Annotated in this window: 16 protein-coding genes; 7 read left to right on the plus strand and 9 right to left on the minus strand. The window is 72.9% G+C overall.

Features of this window, described 5'->3' with window-relative positions:
• The 3 genes from GA0074694_RS01045 to GA0074694_RS01055 all read left to right on the plus strand — a co-directional run bounded on the left by GA0074694_RS01045 (window position 1) and on the right by GA0074694_RS01055 (window position 3814).
• Window positions 1-1371, plus strand: a complete 1371-nt coding sequence (locus GA0074694_RS01045; protein WP_091451044.1) for an FAD-dependent oxidoreductase — start codon at window positions 1-3, stop codon at window positions 1369-1371.
• A gap of 36 nt (window positions 1372-1407) precedes the next feature.
• Complete coding sequence (locus GA0074694_RS01050) at window positions 1408-2286, plus strand: aminoglycoside phosphotransferase family protein (RefSeq protein WP_176737742.1); 879 nt, start codon at window positions 1408-1410, stop codon at window positions 2284-2286.
• A gap of 106 nt (window positions 2287-2392) precedes the next feature.
• Complete coding sequence (locus GA0074694_RS01055) at window positions 2393-3814, plus strand: WGR domain-containing protein (protein ID WP_091451047.1); 1422 nt, start codon at window positions 2393-2395, stop codon at window positions 3812-3814.
• A 69-nt stretch (window positions 3815-3883) separates the two neighbouring features.
• On the opposite strand, the gene GA0074694_RS01060 is transcribed toward GA0074694_RS01055, so the two are convergent.
• From GA0074694_RS01060 to GA0074694_RS01080, 5 genes are all read right to left on the minus strand, one after another.
• The gene (locus tag GA0074694_RS01060; protein WP_091458456.1) at window positions 3884-4693 is read right to left on the minus strand and encodes an Fpg/Nei family DNA glycosylase; all 810 of its coding nucleotides are present in this window, start codon (window positions 4691-4693) and stop codon (window positions 3884-3886) included.
• 313 nt (window positions 4694-5006) lie between these two features.
• On the minus strand, window positions 5007-5249 hold the full coding sequence (locus tag GA0074694_RS01065) for a type II toxin-antitoxin system RelE family toxin (RefSeq protein ID WP_091451050.1): 243 nt from the start codon (window positions 5247-5249) through the stop codon (window positions 5007-5009).
• Window positions 5246-5545, minus strand: coding sequence for a type II toxin-antitoxin system Phd/YefM family antitoxin (locus GA0074694_RS01070; RefSeq protein ID WP_176737743.1), 300 nt, complete (start codon window positions 5543-5545; stop codon window positions 5246-5248). Before GA0074694_RS01070 ends, GA0074694_RS01065 begins: the two co-directional genes overlap by 4 nt.
• Window positions 5546-5937: 392 nt before the next feature.
• Window positions 5938-6888, minus strand: coding sequence for a phosphotransferase (locus GA0074694_RS01075; RefSeq protein ID WP_091451054.1), 951 nt, complete (start codon window positions 6886-6888; stop codon window positions 5938-5940).
• Window positions 6885-8177, minus strand: coding sequence for a glycosyltransferase family 4 protein (locus tag GA0074694_RS01080; protein ID WP_091458459.1), 1293 nt, complete (start codon window positions 8175-8177; stop codon window positions 6885-6887). Before GA0074694_RS01080 ends, GA0074694_RS01075 begins: the two co-directional genes overlap by 4 nt.
• Before the next feature lie 261 nt (window positions 8178-8438).
• On the opposite strand from GA0074694_RS01080, the gene GA0074694_RS01085 reads away from it, so the two are divergent.
• Window positions 8439-9260, plus strand: a complete 822-nt coding sequence (locus GA0074694_RS01085) for a DUF308 domain-containing protein (protein WP_141713941.1) — start codon at window positions 8439-8441, stop codon at window positions 9258-9260.
• Between the two features lie 151 nt (window positions 9261-9411).
• On the opposite strand, the gene GA0074694_RS01090 is transcribed toward GA0074694_RS01085, so the two are convergent.
• Window positions 9412-10137, minus strand: a complete 726-nt coding sequence (locus GA0074694_RS01090; RefSeq protein WP_091451062.1) for an SDR family oxidoreductase — start codon at window positions 10135-10137, stop codon at window positions 9412-9414.
• A gap of 95 nt (window positions 10138-10232) precedes the next feature.
• On the opposite strand from GA0074694_RS01090, the gene GA0074694_RS01095 reads away from it, so the two are divergent.
• The 3 genes from GA0074694_RS01095 (at window position 10233) to rocD (ending at window position 13338) form a co-directional block, all read left to right on the plus strand.
• Window positions 10233-11069, plus strand: coding sequence for a LysR family transcriptional regulator (locus GA0074694_RS01095; RefSeq protein WP_091451064.1), 837 nt, complete (start codon window positions 10233-10235; stop codon window positions 11067-11069).
• 233 nt (window positions 11070-11302) lie between these two features.
• Window positions 11303-12118 carry a dimethylargininase gene (ddaH, locus tag GA0074694_RS01100; RefSeq protein WP_176737913.1) on the plus strand — a complete coding sequence of 272 codons (816 nt, stop codon included), beginning with the start codon at window positions 11303-11305 and terminating at the stop codon, window positions 12116-12118.
• A complete protein-coding gene (gene rocD, locus GA0074694_RS01105) occupies window positions 12118-13338 on the plus strand; it encodes an ornithine--oxo-acid transaminase (protein ID WP_176737914.1) in 1221 nt (406 codons plus the stop codon). Before ddaH ends, rocD begins: the two co-directional genes overlap by 1 nt.
• A gap of 52 nt (window positions 13339-13390) precedes the next feature.
• Here rocD and GA0074694_RS01110 read toward each other — a convergent pair whose 3' ends face one another.
• From GA0074694_RS01110 to GA0074694_RS01120, 3 genes are all read right to left on the minus strand, one after another.
• Window positions 13391-14545, minus strand: a complete 1155-nt coding sequence (locus tag GA0074694_RS01110) for an FHA domain-containing protein (RefSeq protein ID WP_091451071.1) — start codon at window positions 14543-14545, stop codon at window positions 13391-13393.
• On the minus strand, window positions 14542-14835 hold the full coding sequence (locus tag GA0074694_RS01115) for a 4a-hydroxytetrahydrobiopterin dehydratase (protein ID WP_091458463.1): 294 nt from the start codon (window positions 14833-14835) through the stop codon (window positions 14542-14544). The genes GA0074694_RS01110 and GA0074694_RS01115 overlap by 4 nt, the downstream gene beginning before the upstream one ends.
• Before the next feature lie 191 nt (window positions 14836-15026).
• Entirely contained in the window at window positions 15027-16076 is a 1050-nt protein-coding gene (locus GA0074694_RS01120) for a fatty acid desaturase family protein (protein WP_091451074.1), read from the minus strand.
• Window positions 16077-16191: the final 115 nt, after the last annotated feature.

Raw genomic sequence — 16191 nt, forward strand, 5'->3', positions numbered from 1 at the left:
ATGGCGGAACGGTTGATCGTGGTGGGCGCCGACGCCGGGGGCATGGCGGCGGCGTCCCAGGCCCGGCGGCGGCGCGGACGGGACGACCTGGAGATCGTGGCGTTCGACCGGGGGCGTTTCACGTCGTACTCGGCCTGCGGCATCCCGTACTGGATCAGCGGGCTGGTCGACGAGCGGGACGACCTGGTCGCCCGGGACCCGGCCACCTTCCGCGACGAGTACCACGTGGACGTCCGGCTCCGGCACGAGGTCACCGCCATCGACCTCGACCGGCGCGAGGTGGTCGCCCGGGACCTGGCCGGTGGCGGCGAGGTCCGCGAGCGGTTCGACACCCTGGTGTACGCCACCGGCGCGACCCCGGTGCACCCGGAGTGGGCCCGCACCGAGGCGGCCGGCGTGTTCGGGGTGCAGACCCTCGACGACGGCGACGCGCTACGCGACTGGCTCGAACGCGACCCGGCGCCCCGGCGCGCGGTGGTCGTCGGCGGTGGCTACATCGGCGTGGAGATGGCCGAGGCGCTGATCGTGCGCGGGCTGTCGGTGACCCTCGTCGAGCAGGCCGACCAGCCGATGTCCACCGTGGACCCGGACATGGCCGGACTGGTGGCCGAGGCGATGCGCGGGCTCGGCATCGACGTCCGTACCGGGGTGACGGTCACCGGGCTGGAAACCCACGACGGTCGCGTCACCGGGGTGTGCACGGACGCCGGGGAGTTCCCGGCCGACGTCGTCGTCCTCGGTCTCGGGGTGCGTCCGAACACCGCGCTCGGCGAGGCGGCCGGCCTGCCGGTCGGCCCGTCCGGCGGCATCCGGGTGGACCGCCGGATGCGGGTGGTCGGGGTGGACGGGGTGTGGGCGGCCGGGGACTGCGTGGAGACCCTGCACCGGGTCAGCGGTCAGCCGGTCACCATTCCCCTCGGTACGCACGCCAACAAGCAGGGCCGGGTCGCCGGGATCAACATCGGCGGCGGGTACGCCACCTTCCCCGGCGTGATCGGCACGGCGGTCACCAAGGTCTGCGACCTGGAGGTGGGACGGACCGGCCTGCGGGAGTCCGACGCCACCGCCGCCGGCTTCCAGTTCGTCTCGGTGGTCGCCGAGTCGACCAACCGGGCCGGCTACTACCCCGGGGCCCGCACCATGTCGGTCAAGCTGATTGCCGAGAAGCCCGGCGGGCGGCTGCTCGGCGCGCAGATCGTCGGCTGGTCCGAGGCGGCCAAGCGGATCGACACGCTGGCCGTGGCGCTGTGGAACGGCATGACGGTGGACGCGATGACCGGCCTCGATCTCGGCTACGCGCCGCCGTACGCCCCGGTCTGGGACCCGGTGCTCATCGCCGCCCGCAAGGCGGTCGACGCGCTTGAGGAGTGACCGCCCTGCCGTGGCCGGGGCGGCGAGGATGGCGGGATGACCGTGGACGCGGAGATCCCCGAGGCGCTGGACTGGCTGCGGCGGGTGCCCGCCGGGCGGGAGTGGCTGGCGGTGCTGCCCGAGCGGCTGGCCGCGTGCGTGGAACGCTGGTCGCTGCGGCTCGGCCCGGTGTACCCGCGATCGCTCGTCTCGCTGGTGCTCGCCGCCGAACTGCCGGACGGGACGCCGGCCGTGCTCAAGCTCCAGTATCCCGACGGGGACAGCGAGCACGAGGCGGCGGCGCTGGCGACCTGGGCCGGCGACGGCGCGGTCCGGTTGCTGGCGCACGCGCCGGCGTGGCGGGCCCTGCTGATCGAGCGGTGCGTGCCCGGCGATCCGCTGTCCGGCCGCCCGGCCGAGGAGGCGCTCGGGGTGGTGGTGGACCTGCTCCCCCGCCTCTGGCGGCCGGCGGGTGCCCCCTTCACGTCGCTGGCCGACGAGGCCGCCGGCTGGGTGGAACGTCTGCCGGGCAACTGGGAGCGGGCCGGTCGGCCGTACGAGCGGCGGCTGCTCGACGCCGCCCGCGACCTGCTCGCCGACCTGGTTCCCACCCAGGGTGACCAGGTGCTGGTCAACCAGGACCTGCACGCCGGGAACGTGCTGCGCGCGGGCCGCGAGCCATGGCTGGTGATCGACCCGAAGCCGCTGGTCGGTGAACGCGAATTCAGCGTGGTGCCGCTGGTGCGCGGCGCGGAACTGGGCCACTCACCGGCGGCGGTACGCCACCGGCTGGACCGGCTCACCGCCGAGCTGGGGCTGGACCGGAAGCGCGTGCGGGGTTGGACGATCGGCCAGACGCTGGCCTGGAGCATCGGCGAGGGGCAGGTCTTCCCCCGGCAGGTCGAGGTGGTGCGCTGGCTGCTCGACGGCGACTGATCCGCAGGTCAGGCGCCGTCCGGTGGCCTTGTCAGGGGCGAGGGTTACGGTGTGCGCGCTGTCGACGTACCGGTCCCACCGGTCGCCCGCCCCCGGAGGATTCCCCATGCCGCAGGAGACGACGTACCTCGAACTGTCCGAAGCGGACGGTGGAGCGCACAAGTTCTACGAGACCGTCGTGGACGGCTCCGAGCTGACCGTCCGCTACGGCCGGATCGGTGACCAGGGGCAGGTCAAGACCACCAGTTTCGCGGACAACGCGAAGGCCCGCGCCGCCGCCGCGAAGAAGATCGGGGAGAAGGTCCGCAAGGGGTACGCCCCGGCGGTGCGCGGCGTCCGCCAGAAGCGCGCGGTCAGCCGCCGCCAGATCGTCAGCACCCACTCGACCGCGCGGACCGCCCCGGTGCTGTGGCGGTACCACTCCGGTGCCCCGGCCTTCGGCATCTTCGTCGACGGGCAGCACTGCATGGTGGGCAACGAGCACGGGGTGATCACCACCCTCGGCCACGACGCGCAGGTGCTCAGCCAGGTCCGGCTGCCGGACGGGGTGAAGTGCATCGTCGCCGACGACGCCTGGATCTACGCCGGTTGCGACGACGGCAACGTGTACGACCTCTCCGGCAAGGTGCCCCGGGTGGCGTACACCATCGCACCGGAGATCGACATCTACTGGCTGGACATCCACGACGGCGTGCTCGGTGTCTCCGACGCGGGCGGCGGGATCTCCGCCGTCGACCACGAGGACGAGTTCCTCTGGCGGCGGCCGGGGCGCGGCTCGTCGGCGTGGATGGTGCGCTGCGACGACGACGCGATCTACCACGGCCACTCGGCGGGGGTCACCGGCTACGACTGGCGGACCGGCCAGGAGCTGTGGAACACCCGCACCGGCTCGGTCCTGTTCGGCTGGCAGGAACGCGACCACGTCTTCGCCGGCACCGGCACCCGCCAGGTCGTCCGCCTGACCAAGCGCGGCCGGGCCGACATCACGTACCACTGCGACGCTCCGGTCTTCTCCTGCGCGGCCACCGAGAACGGCCGGTACGTCTTCGCCGGGGACAACCACTCCTCGATCTACTGCTTCGACGAGGCCGGCAACCGGCTCTGGAAGCTCGGCACCGGCTGCGGTTCGGCGTACTCCATGCAGTACCACGAGGACCGCCTCTACGTGGTCACCACCGGCGGCTACCTGGCCTGCATCGACGCCAGCGAGCAGGCGATCCGGGCGGCCGAGGGCGGCAGCGTCCCGCAGGTGGTGGACGTCAAGGCCCCGCCCCGGATGGCGGCCACCGCCCCGTCGACCACGGTCGAGGTGGTCCACAGCGCCGCAGGCGGGGTGGTGGTGCAGTGCATCGAGGATCGTGGGCGGCTGCGCGTCCAGGTGATCTCCGACGGGTTCCACCGGGACTGGTCGGTGCAGTTCCCCAAGGGCATCCGCGAGCGGGGGGCCCGCTACCTGGTCACCGAGGTCCGCGAGGCCGGGCGGGGCGGGTTCTACCGCGCGTACGGCGACATCCGCCGGCTGGTCTGAGCGGCGACGCTGGTCGGGCTGGACACGAACAGTCGGCTCGGCCGTCGTCGGGCCGCGGCATCGGCCGGGTCAGCCGGCCTGGCAGGCGGCGCACCAGTAGAGGTTGCGTCCGCCCAGCTCACCCCGGCTGACCGCCGTACCGCAGACGTGGCAGGAGTCGCCGCTGCGGCGGTAGACGTACACCTCACCGCCGTGCCGGTCGACACGCGGGGCGCGGCCCATCGCCTCGGGCAGGTGGGCCGCGCGGACGGTGTCGATCCGGCCCCGCTCGACGGCGAGCGTCATCAGCTCGACCAGGTCGGCCCAGAGTGCCCGCCAGCCCGCCGGGGTCAACTGCCGGCCGGGCAGCAGCGGCGGCAGTCCGGCCCGGAACAGCGCCTCGGTTACGAAGATCAACCCGGTGCCGGCCACCACCGACTGGTCGAGCAGGAGCGCGGCGAGCGGCGTCGGGCTGCGGGAGATCCGGGCGTACGCCCGCGTCGGGTCGGCGTCGGCGCGCAGCGGATCGGGGCCGAGCCGGGCACGCAGCGCCGCGACCTCGCCGGGGGTGAGCAGTTCGCACGCGGTGGGGCCGCGCAGGTCCAGCCAGTGCCGGTCGCCGACCATCCGTAGCCGCACCTGCCCGACCGGGGCTGGCGGCTCCCCCGGCCCGTCGGTGAACTTTCCGTAGAGCCCGAGGTGGATGTGCAGCGTCAGGTCTGCGGCGTAGTGGTGCAGCAGGTGCTTGCCGTACGCCTCGGTGCTCTCCAGCAGGCTGCCGGAGATCAGCGCGGCCCCCTCGGCGAACCGGCCCTGCGGGCTGCTGACCTGCGGCTTCTCCCCGGCGAACAACTCGGCGTGCCGAGCGGCCAGACGGTGGATGCTATGTCCCTCGGGCACGGCCACCAAGCGTAGTCAGCGTTGCCCGACGTGGACCCGCCCGGTCCGGCCCACGGCGTCGTCGCCTCGTCCTCGTCGGGATCGGTCAGGTGGGGGCGGTGCTTTCCGATTCACTCCTCGACCCCGTTGATCAGGATCATCACCGGTGGATCGACGGCGAGCCGACCGAGAACTCGGCGCCGCTGGCGCACCGGGCGACGCGTCCATGCCAGGGGCGCAACGTGGCCTCGGACGGACCGCCCGGTCGGTGGCTCCCGGCCTTTCGTGACCTTGACCCCATTGCGGCCGGACAACGCCGCCGGAACTGCGCGGCTTACGAGCAGACGTCCTTGCGATGCCCGACGTCGTGGACCGTCAACTCGTCGCCGTCAAGGCGGTAGAGGACCCGGTAGTCACCGACTCGCAGACGACGCCCGGATCCATCGCGCATCTCGGTCGAGTTCTGCGGGACCGGGTCGGAGACCAGGCCGAGGATCGCGCTCAGGACGGTCAGGAAGACGTTGCGGGGCTGCTTATGCAGCCAGACCAGCACATCCCGGTCGATCTGAACCTTCACGCCGCTGCACCGCCGGCCCGCTCAGCCAGCAGCGCCTCCACCTCACGAGGATCAACCCCGAGCGACTCCAGGGCCGCCGACAGCGGCACGAACTGACCGTCGGCACGAGAACGAGCGATCACCGCAGCGTCCCGACGGTCCCGGAACGCCTCGATCTCCTCCCACTCGTCGATGCCAACCAGGACGGCGACGGGCCGCTCGTACTTGGTGATGATGACCGGCTCCCCGGTGCGCTCGACTCCGTCCAGTACCCGACCCGCGCCATCGCGGAACTCCCGCAGCGTAATCCTCGTCATGCACCGAACTGTACCATGCGGTACCGCACTGCCCGGGGAGCAACACTGCAGCTCCGAGGCCGCACTACAGCCGTTCCGGCCCCACGCCCACGCGCCCACTCAACAGACCACCCGAACCCGCCAGACGCAGCCAGTCACCGGCGCGGTGGCGAACGGTCATCGGGACGCCAGGCCGCAACGATCCCTTCACCGAACAAGTGCCGCTGCGGCTTCCGGGGATCGACGCCACGACGCTACGCGCCGCGCCACGGGACATCCTCGGGCGCCGGAATCGCGGCCCGGTCGGGCTGCCAGCGGCCACCCCGCAGCACCGGACGACGCAGCCACGGCGTACGGCCGACCACGGATGACGTCGCCAGCCGTCGCCGTGACGTCCGGGTCTCCGACCGCCGTCAGCCGGTCAGCCCACCGGCGAAGGGCATCGAGCGCCACCGCTCGACAAGCGGCCGGATGGCGTCCACCAGCAGGGGCAGTTGCGGCGCGAGGGCGAGGCAGGCGACGCCCCGCAGCATCCCCACCGCGTTGACGAAGCTCATGACGTCCCGGTCCAAGCGCCGCATGCCCCGGCGCTGCGCTGCGCGGTCGTAGGCGGCCTCGCAGTCGGGGCCGAGACCGGCGAGGTCCCACTCGACAGGCCCCAGCGTGACCAGCTCGAAGTCGGCGTACAGGGGCCCGCGCACCCCGGGGACGATGTTCACCGCCGGGCAGTCCCCGTGCACGGGCTGGAGGTCGATCCCCGGGAACGTGCGCTCGAACGTCGCGCGGGACCGCACGACCGGCGCCAGGATCCGCCACTCGCGACGTGCGCGGTCCAGGTCGGCCGGATCGACGAGGTCGGCACGACCGTCGAGCAGGGCGATGCCGTCCTCGATGAACCGGGGTTCGGCCGCGGACAGGAACGCCAGGTCACCCGGGTAGTCGCGCAGGGCGGCGTGCAGATCGACGACGAGGCCCGCATTGGCCAGGTAGTCGGGTTCAACGTCCGGGGCCACGTCGACGAACTGCCAGAACGTCATCGAGAAACCGTCGTGCTGGACCGGTTCCCGGGGCACGAGCGGGCTGGGCGGGATGACCGGGACGCCCCGGTCGGCGAGCCACCGGGTCACGTCCAGCTCCGCCCGCTGCCGGCCCGCCAGGCTGTCGAGGTCCACGTGGTGCGGCAGGACCGTGGGCACCCGGGCCACGACGGGCGACGGCGCGAGGTGCACGACCACGGAGAACACGTCGTACAGCACCCTCGGGTCGGTCACGGTGAGCCCGAGACCACGCCCGGCGTGGACGGCCGCGTCGACGGCGCGGGCGCTCCGGTCGGCGATCTGCTCGGGTGGCAGGAACACGGTCACGCCATGATCGTCCCATTTCCGTCCGGACGGTCGGCGGGCAGCAGGGCCGTGTAGACCCGGTCCAGCACCTGGGCCTGGGCCGGCCAGGACCACGACTCCAGCAGGCCCGGTGTCTCGTACGCGGCCCGGTAGCGGGCCGGGTCGGCGAGCACCGCCCGCACGGCGTGGGCCAGGTCGGCGGCGTCCACGGCCCGGAACACCTCGCCCTGGCCGGTGCGGCGGACCGTCTCCGCCATGGTCCGCACGTCGCTGACCACGATCGGCAGCCGCGCGTGCGAGTACTCGAAGAACTTCGTGATCAGGGCGATCTCGTGGTTCGGCCAGTGCTCGATCGGGATCACCCCGACATCCGCCCCGGCGAGCAGCGGCACCACCCGGTCGGCGGCGACGTACCCGCCGACGTGCAGCCGGTCGGCCACGCCGAGTTCCGTCGCCCGCGCGACCAGGCTCCGGACGTGGTCGCCGTCCGGCCGGTTCACCACGAACGCGACGTGTGTGCCGGGCAGGTCGGGCAGCGCCTCGACCAGCACGCGCAGCCCGCGCTGCGGCGCCGCCGCCCCGCTGTAGACCACCAGCGGCACCTCCGGCCCGATGCCGCACCGCTGACGCAACGACTCCGACTCCGGCGCGGCGTCCGGCAGGTCCGGGGCGTTGAGTACCACCGCCGGGCGCGCGGCGAGGCCGTGCTCGGCCTGCAACAGCCGGGCCAGCTCGTCGGAGACGGTCACCACCGCGTCGGCGTACGGGGCGTACTCCCGCTCGTGCGCCCGGTGGGCGGGCAGCCAGCGGACGTCGTCCCGCCAGGGCTTGATGCCGGGGAGGAACTCGTGCGCGTCCCAGAGCAGCTTGACCGACCGACCCCGGTCACCGGCCCGTGCCTTGGCCCGCGCGCCGACCCCCAGCATCCGGAAGTCGTGGGCGTGGATCAGGTCCGGGTCGAGCGCGTCCACCACCGGGCCGTACGCCCGCTCGTACTGCCAGAGCGACGGTTCCAGCCGTCGCCAGGCCCGCTCCCGCATGGCCACCGACCAGAACCGGGTGTACGCCGACTCGACCGGCTTGCGCAGCCCGCCGAGCGCCGCCACCGCTCGCCGTCGGCGCGCCTGCGCCCCCGTTCCCGGGCCGCCGCCCATCGGCAGCAGCCGCACCTCGGCACGGTCGAGCCGCCAGCGGTGCGGTACGCCGTCCGGCGAGCGCCCGAGCAGCGTCACGTCCCAGCCTGCGGCGGCGGCCGACCGGGCTGCCTTCTGCACCCGCGAGTCGCCGTGCACCGCGTTGTCGACCAGCATCACCACGCGCCCCCGGGCACCGCCGGGGGCATGGTCGTCGTCTCTGCCCGCACCGGTCACGGCTGAGGATCCTACGGCCGTTCCTCTCCGCCCCGGGGCTCGTCGCGGAAGCTGTCGACCCCCGTTCACCTGCACGTCCACCAAGCGTTGCCGGAGGTGACAGGTGTGCCGGAAGTCGGCCCTGGGTACCTCCCGGGTACCACCGCGTGGCAGCCGCTGGCGCGTCCGAGGTCTCCACGCACCGATCAGGAGGTGCTCGTCATGAAGATTCCCCTGCTGTCGCGCCGGAGCGAACCGGCCACCCACGACGGAAACGAGGACACCGTGGAGACCGTCGGCGCGGGCGACCGGGACCCGGCGACCGTGCCGGCCGACGGCGACGGTCGGATCGCCGCCCCGGTGGCCACCGACCGGGGCGGCGACCGGACCACGTACCGCAGCGCCGCCGCGACGGTCGACGGCCGCGACCACCGGACCGACCCGCCGTCCGTGGACGACCGGATCCGTGACCCCCGGGACGCCGAGGCGGAGCGACGGGCCGAGGCCCGGGCGGCGACCGCGCGGGCCGCCACCGCCCGTCCGGCGGACCCGGATGCGGACCGGCCCCCCGCCCGACCGGGTCACGACTCGACGACCATGGAACGGACCATCGACCTGGACCGGGAGTCCCGGGAACGGCTGATCGACCGGCACCACCCGGACCTCGACCGGGACATCGTCGACCGGCGTGCCCCGGAGCCGACGGTGGTGGCCGGGAAGAAGCCCCGGGCCAGCCTGCTCGCCACGCTGGGGCTGGTCGTCGGCGTGGTCGGGCTGCTCTTCGTGCTCACCGGCACGCTCGCCGGGTACGGCATCGCCGTCGGCGCCCTCGGCGCGGTGCTCTCCGTGTTCGGTCTGATCGCCACCCGCCGCCGGCACGTCGCGGGCAAGACCGACGCGCTGCTCGGCATCCTCGCCGGGCTCGCCGCCGTGGTGCTCGGCGTGCTCGCGATGACCGGCCAGTTCGACTGGCCGACCACCGACGGCGACTGGGTCAACCGCCTCCGGGAGTGGCTTGACTCACAGTTTGCCGACCGGTTCTGACGGGCACTGTTGGCGGCACCGGTGATGCACCGGTCGAGCCCGGGCCAACTGGTGGTTCACCAGCGGGGGGCGACATTCCTTCAGGGGCGGCGGTTCGCCGCCCCTGAAGCATGTCCGGGGCCGGATGCCATGGCGGGTGGGAGGATCTCCGTCACCAGGGGACAGTCCCGGCGTCGTCGAACAGCCCTCCGGTCGGGCCGTCGTCCGGCAGCGTGGCGAGCCGAATGGCGATCCGGGCGCCTTCCGCGGGCGTGCGGGTTCCGCGGAAGCCGTTGAGATCGGTCGCGACGTAGCCGGGGCAGGCGTTGTTGATTTTGATGGTGGTGCCGCTCAACTCCTTGGCGTACTGGATGCTGACCGCGTTGAGGAACGTCTTCGACGGCGAATACGCCCCGCTGACTCCGCCGAGGTCGACACCCGGCGTGGTCTGCAGGGTGAGGGAACCGACGTGGCTGGACTGGTTGACGATCCGCGGATGCTCCGAGCGGCGCAGCAGCGGCAGCATCGCGTTGATGACCCGGATGACGCCGATCACGTTGGTCTCCACCACCGCCCGCATACCCTCCGGCGTCACGGTCGAGGGCTCTGCCGGCCACGCCCCGGCGGTCGCGGCGTTGTTGACCAGCACGTCGAGCCTCCCGGCGCGCTCCTCGATCAGCGCGGCGGCGGCCGCCACACTCGCGTCGTCGGTCACGTCCAGGGGCACCCCGAAAGCGTCGACGCCGGCCGCGCGCAGCTTCGCCACGGCATCCTCCCGGCGCTGCTCGTCCCGGGCCCCGACGCCGACACTGCAGCCCAGCGCACCGAGCCCCGCTGCGATCTCGTACCCGATTCCCTTGTTCGCGCCGGTGACCAGCGCGATCGTCTTCTCGCTCATGCCGGCAATCGTGGCGGCGCGCCGACGCGGAACCAACACCGCTTGAGTCACGCAACGATACCCAGCCGGTATTGATCGGGCGGTAGTCTCGACAGGTGGAGATGCGAGAGCTGCGGTACTTCGTCGCGGTCGCCGAAGAACTGCATTTCGGCCGGGCCGCTCAGCGCCTCGGCATCGCCCAGCCGCCGCTGTCGCGCACGATCAGCCAACTGGAACAACGGCTCGGGGTCGCGCTACTGCAACGGACCAGCCGCAGGGTCACGCTCACCGAGGCCGGGTCGGTGCTGCTGGCCGAGGCCCGACCGATCCTCGGCGCGCTGGCCGCAGCCGAGCGACGCGCCCGGCGGGCCGCGACGAGTCAGCCCTCGCTCGTACTGGCCACCAAGGCCGGCGCCTCCGGCGAACTGCTGGCGAAACTACTCGACGCGTACGCCGCCGAACCGGGTGCCACCGCAGTCGATCTGCTGCTCTGCGAATCCCACCCGCAGCAGCTACTGCATGACGGGCAGGCCGACGTGGCACTCCTGCACCAACCCTTCGACTCGACCGCCGGACTCGACACCGAAATATTGAGCACCGAGGGACAGGTCGCCGTCCTCCCCACCTCACATCCGCTCGCCAGCCGGTCCCACGTCCGGTTGGCGGACGTCACCTCGCTGCCCGAACTCCCGGCAGCTCGCTGGCCCGGCCCCGGCGGCACCTACCCCGACGGCCCCGGCGCGGAGGTTCGCAACCAGACGCAGCTCTTCCAACTGATCGCACTGGGCCGCACCACGGTGGTCCTGCCCGAGTCCTGCCGCGCCAACCTGCTGGCCGGCCTGGCCGCCGTGCCGGTCCTGGACGCGCCGGCCGTCACGACGGTCATCGCCTGGCCACCGCACAGCCGCTCCCGGGCGCTCGCCGGCCTGGTCCGCGTGGCCACACGCCTCTGACTCCCCACCCGCCGCCCGGGAGAACGGCGGCGACCCTGGTCGACCGTCCGCCGCCGCTCCAGCACGCAACGAATCGCGCGTCCACTGCCGTACAGACGCAATGAACATGCGCTTCACGCAATCCTCACGGGTGGATACCGCCGCTGCCGGGCGCATAGCGTTGGAGCAACGGCGCCAGCCCGCAGGCCGCGAGTGGCCGGGCGCGCCCGACCCCCGGGAGCAGGACAATGACGATGGACGCCTCCAGCCAGCGCTTCCTCATGTGCCGGCCGACGTACTTCGCCGTCGACTACGCGATCAACCCCTGGATGGACCCGACCGCGCCGGTCGACGCCGACCTGGCCATCCGGCAGTGGGAGCAGCTGCGGCAGACCTACCGCGAACTCGGCCACACCGTCGAGGAGATCACTCCGGTGCCCGGCCTGCCCGACATGGTCTTCGCCGCCAACGGCGGCACCGTGATCGACGGCAGGGCGATGGCGGTGCAGTTCCGCGACCCGCAGCGCGCCGACGAGGCCCCCGCCTACCGGGCCTGGTTCGAGGCCGCCGGCTTCGAGATGTACGACCCGAAGCACGTCAACGAGGGCGAGGGCGACATCCTGCTCGTCGGTGACCTGCTGCTCGCCGGCACCGGGTTCCGCACCGCGCACGCCTCGCACGCCCAGTTGCAGGAGGTCTTCGGGTACCCGGTGATCACCCTCCAGCTGGTCGACCCCCGCTTCTACCACCTGGACACCGCACTCACCGTGCTCGACGAGCGGACCGTGGCGTACCTGCCCGAGGCGTTCTCGCCGGGCAGCCGGGCCGCGCTGCGCCGGCTCTTCCCGGACGCGGTGCACGCGACCATGGCCGACGCCGAGGTGCTGGGGCTGAACGCGGTCAGCGACGGCCGGCACGTGGTGCTGCCCGCCCAGGCCACCGACCTCGCCGCGAAGCTGCGTGACCGGGGTTACGAGACCATCGGTGTCGACCTGTCCGAGCTGCGCAAGGCCGGCGGCGGCCCGAAGTGCTGCACGTTGCGACTCCGTCAGGGAAAGGCAGGCAAGTGATCGTCGACGACATGCTGCGGACCCCGGACGCGGTCCGGGACGCCGAGCGGTGGACCGCGCACAACTACCACCCGCTGCCGGTGGTGATCTCGTCCGCCGAGGGTGCCTGGCTCACCGACGTGGACGGGCGGCGCTACCTCGACTGTCTGGCCGGCTACTCCGCGCTCAACTTCGGCCACCGACACCCGCAGCTCGTCGCCGCCGCGCACGCCCAGCTCGACAAGCTGACCCTGACCAGCCGGGCGTTCATCCACGACCAGTTCGCCGACTTCTGCCGTGAGCTGGCCCAGCTCTGCGGCAAGGAGCTGGTGCTGCCGATGAACACCGGCGCGGAGGCGGTGGAGACCGCGATCAAGGTCGCCCGCAAGTGGGGCTACCAGGTCAAGGGCGTACCGGCCGGGCAGGCGAACATCGTCGTCGCCGAGGGCAACTTCCACGGCCGGACGACCACCATCGTCAGCTTCTCCACCGACGCGGACGCCCGGGACGACTTCGGGCCGTACACCCCGGGGTTCACCCTGGTCCCCTACGGCGACCTGGACGCGCTGGCCGCCGCCATCGACGACGACACGGTCGCGGTGCTGATCGAGCCCATTCAGGGCGAGCAGGGCGTGGTGGTGCCCCCGGAGGGCTACCTGCCGGGTGTACGCCGGGTGTGCACCGAGCGCAACGTGCTCTTCCTGGCCGACGAGATCCAGTCCGGCCTCGGCCGTACCGGTGAGACCTTCGCCTGTGACAACGAGGGCGTCGTGCCGGACATGTACCTGCTCGGCAAGGCGCTCGGCGGCGGGATCGTGCCGGTCTCCGCCGTCGTCGCGAACGCCGACGTGCTGGGCGTGCTCAAGCCCGGCCAACACGGCTCCACCTTCGGCGGCAACCCGCTGGCCTGCGCCGTCGCCACCGAGGTGGTCCGGCTGCTGGCCACCGGCGAGTTCCAGCAACGCTCCGCCAAGCTGGGCGAGCGGCTGCACGCCGGGCTGCGGGAGCTGATCGGCCGGGGCCTGGTCGCTGTCCGAGGCCGGGGTCTCTGGTCCGGCCTGGACATCGACCCGGCGCTGATGACCGGCCGTCAGGCGTGTGAGCGGCTGATGGAGCGGGGGGTCCTCGCCAAGGACACCCACGGCTCCACGATCCGCCTGGCCCCGCCCCTGGTCATCACCGCCGAGGAGATCGACCACGCGCTCGCCCAGCTCACCGCCGTTCTCGACCCCACCTCCTGAGCCCTGGACCCCACCCGCCCCCGGCCGGTGACGAGGGCGGGTGGGGCGGGGATCAGGCGCGGGGAAGACGCATGGCCATGGTGGGAGCTTCGGCCATCACCGAGGCGGGGGTGTACGGGGCACCGGCGGGCAACGCGCCGGGGTGGCCGATCTGCACCCCCGGGTACAGCTCGACCATGTCACCCGGGTCCAGCACCCGGGACTGCTTCGGGGCCAACGCGATGCGCTCCGCCTCGGCCATCGAACCGCCCGGACGGATGCCGCTGCCGTTGGTGCTCACGTCGGTGACCACCACCGTGCCGGCCCGCAGCTCGAACTTGACGTGGCTGCGGCTGATCCAGCGCCGGGCCTCGTCGTTGAGCCACTGACCGAGCACGATCCCGCTGGACTGGTCCGGTGCGCGGCCGACCAGCACCGGCTCGTCCGCGGTGAGCACGAACCGACGCCGGACCAGCCCGCCGATCCGGACCGCGAGGACCTCGGTCCGGGGCCGGGCCCCGGCGTCACCGAGGCGGGTGTTGTGCCGGGGGCAGGTCGGCGCGCCGGTCCGCAACGTGGGCGGCGGCTGGGCGGCCGGACTCCGCTCCGTCCGGGGGGCCAGGTCGGCGAACGCACCCCCACCGCCCCCGGAGCCGAAGAGCGCACAACCCGGCTCGGGGCAGCGCCACAGCCGGGAGAGCAGCTTCGTCCCGACCGGTGACGGCTCACCGGCCACCGGGGTCGTACCCGAGCCGACGTGCGCGACGAACGTCGGGCCGCCCTGTCCCGGCACCGGCGCGACCACCCGGCCCGGCTGCTCGACCACCCAGGGATAGCGTCCGCGCAGCCCGTCGAAGCGGGCCCGGCTGAGCACCGGCAGGCCGAGCAGATCGGCGACCTCCAGGATCCGGTCATTCGGCTGGTCCAGCACCTCCACCAGGCCGTCGTCGGCCCAGCGGCGGACCACCATCCGCTCGTTCGAGGTCAGGTCGGCGTCGGAGAGCAGCGCCCGGTGCACGACCGCGTACACCGGGACGCTGTCCTCCTCCAACCGACGGGCCAGCGCGTCGATGACCATGCCGAGGCGCAGCATGCTCGCCGGCCGACCGGCGTCCAGGTCCTGGTAGCGGATCACCTCGGCCAGGTCGACGACCGCACGGGCCAGGGCGGGGTCGGTGCAGACGCGTCCCTCGATCGCGTCCAGCACCTTGCTGATCTCGAATCTCATCGCGCGCTCCGGACGATCTCGTCGATCCGCCGGGCCAGATCGATGTCACGCTCGGTGACACCGCCGACGGAGTGGGTGGTGCAGCGGAACGTGACCGTCCGCCACCGGATGTCGATGTCGGGGTGGTGGTCCCGTTCCTCGGCGACCTCCGCGACCCGGTCGACGACCGTGATCGCCTCGGGGAAACTGTTGAGCTGGACGGTGCGACTGATGCCGGCAGGGTCGCCCGTCCAGTCCGCCAACGCGGCCAGCTTGTCTCGTACCGCCTCCGCGGTGAGCACCTCTGCCATGGTCAGCACCCTACCGGGGCGGTGCCGGCCACCGCCCGACCCGAAAGCCGCCCAGCGGGAACCGTCACTGCTCCGCTCCCGGACGGATACGGCGGGTGCCCGGATGGAAGCAGGGGCCCCTTGCTACTCGTTTTTGTCGTGCAGGGGTCCCCTGCTACCACCAGACACGGCAGCGGCCGGCGGCGGGACGGTCAGCGCCGCACCGGGCGGCCGGCCTCGTGCAGGTGCGCCAGCGCCTGCCGGTACGAGTCGAACAGGCCGGTCTCGGCGTACGGGATGCCCTGCTCGGCGCAGTACGCGCGGACGATCGGCCGGGCCCGGCGCAGGTTGCCCCGGGGCATGTTCGGGAACAGGTGGTGCTCGATCTGGTAGTTCAGGCCGCCGAGCGCGACGTCGACCAGCCGGTTGCCCCGCACGTTGCGTGAGGTGAGCACCTGCCGACGCAGGAAGTCGAGGTCGTCGGAGGCGCTCGGCATCGCCATGCCCTTGTGGTTCGGGGCGAAGGAGCAGCCCATGTAGAGCCCCCAGAGTCCCTGGTGGACGGCGACGAACGCCAACGCCCGCCCCGGCGACAGGACGGTCCCCACCAGCGCGAGGTAGCCGACGACGTGCACGGCCAGGAGCAGTCCCTCCACCGCCCGGCGCCGGATCGGCGTACGGAACCGGCCGTCCGGGGTACGCCCGACGACGGCGCGTACCGCCGCCACGTGCAACGCGAACCCCTCCAGCAGCAGCATCGGGAAGAACAGCCACGCCTGCCACCGGGCCAGCCACCGACCGAAGCCCCGGGTCGCCGCCGCCTGCTCGTGGGTCCAGACCAGCGCACCCGCGCCGACGTCGGGGTCCTCCCCCTCGTGGTTGGGGTTGGCGTGGTGCCGGTTGTGCTTGTCCACCCACCAGCCGTAGCTGAGCCCGACCGCCAGGTTGCCGGCGAGCAGCCCGACCACCTCGCTCGGGCCGCGTCGGCGGAACATCTGCCGGTGCCCGGCGTCGTGCCCGAGGAAGGCGACCTGGGTGGTGGCCACGGCGAGCAGCACGGCGACGCCGAGCTGCGCCCAACTGTCGCCCACCGCGACGAACACCGCCCACCCGCCGAGGAAGAGGGCCACGGTCAGTGCCCCGCTCACCACGTACCAGCCGGGCCGCCGCGCCAGCAGGCCGGCCTCGCTGACCTGTCGGGACAACCGTGCGTAGTCACTGCCCCGCCGCAGCGGAGGATCGACCACGGAATCCACCGTCATGTGCGCCCCTGTCTCCTCGGGTGGTCCGGCCGCCGGCTGGCGGTCCGGGTCCAGTCTCCGAGCGACGGCTACGCTGAGGAACCCGGCGAACCCCCGCATCTCGGGTAGGGAAGGC

Origin of the sequence: Micromonospora inyonensis, assembly GCF_900091415.1 — a bacterium.
In the GTDB taxonomy this organism is placed as follows: Bacteria; Actinomycetota; Actinomycetes; order Mycobacteriales; family Micromonosporaceae; genus Micromonospora; species Micromonospora inyonensis.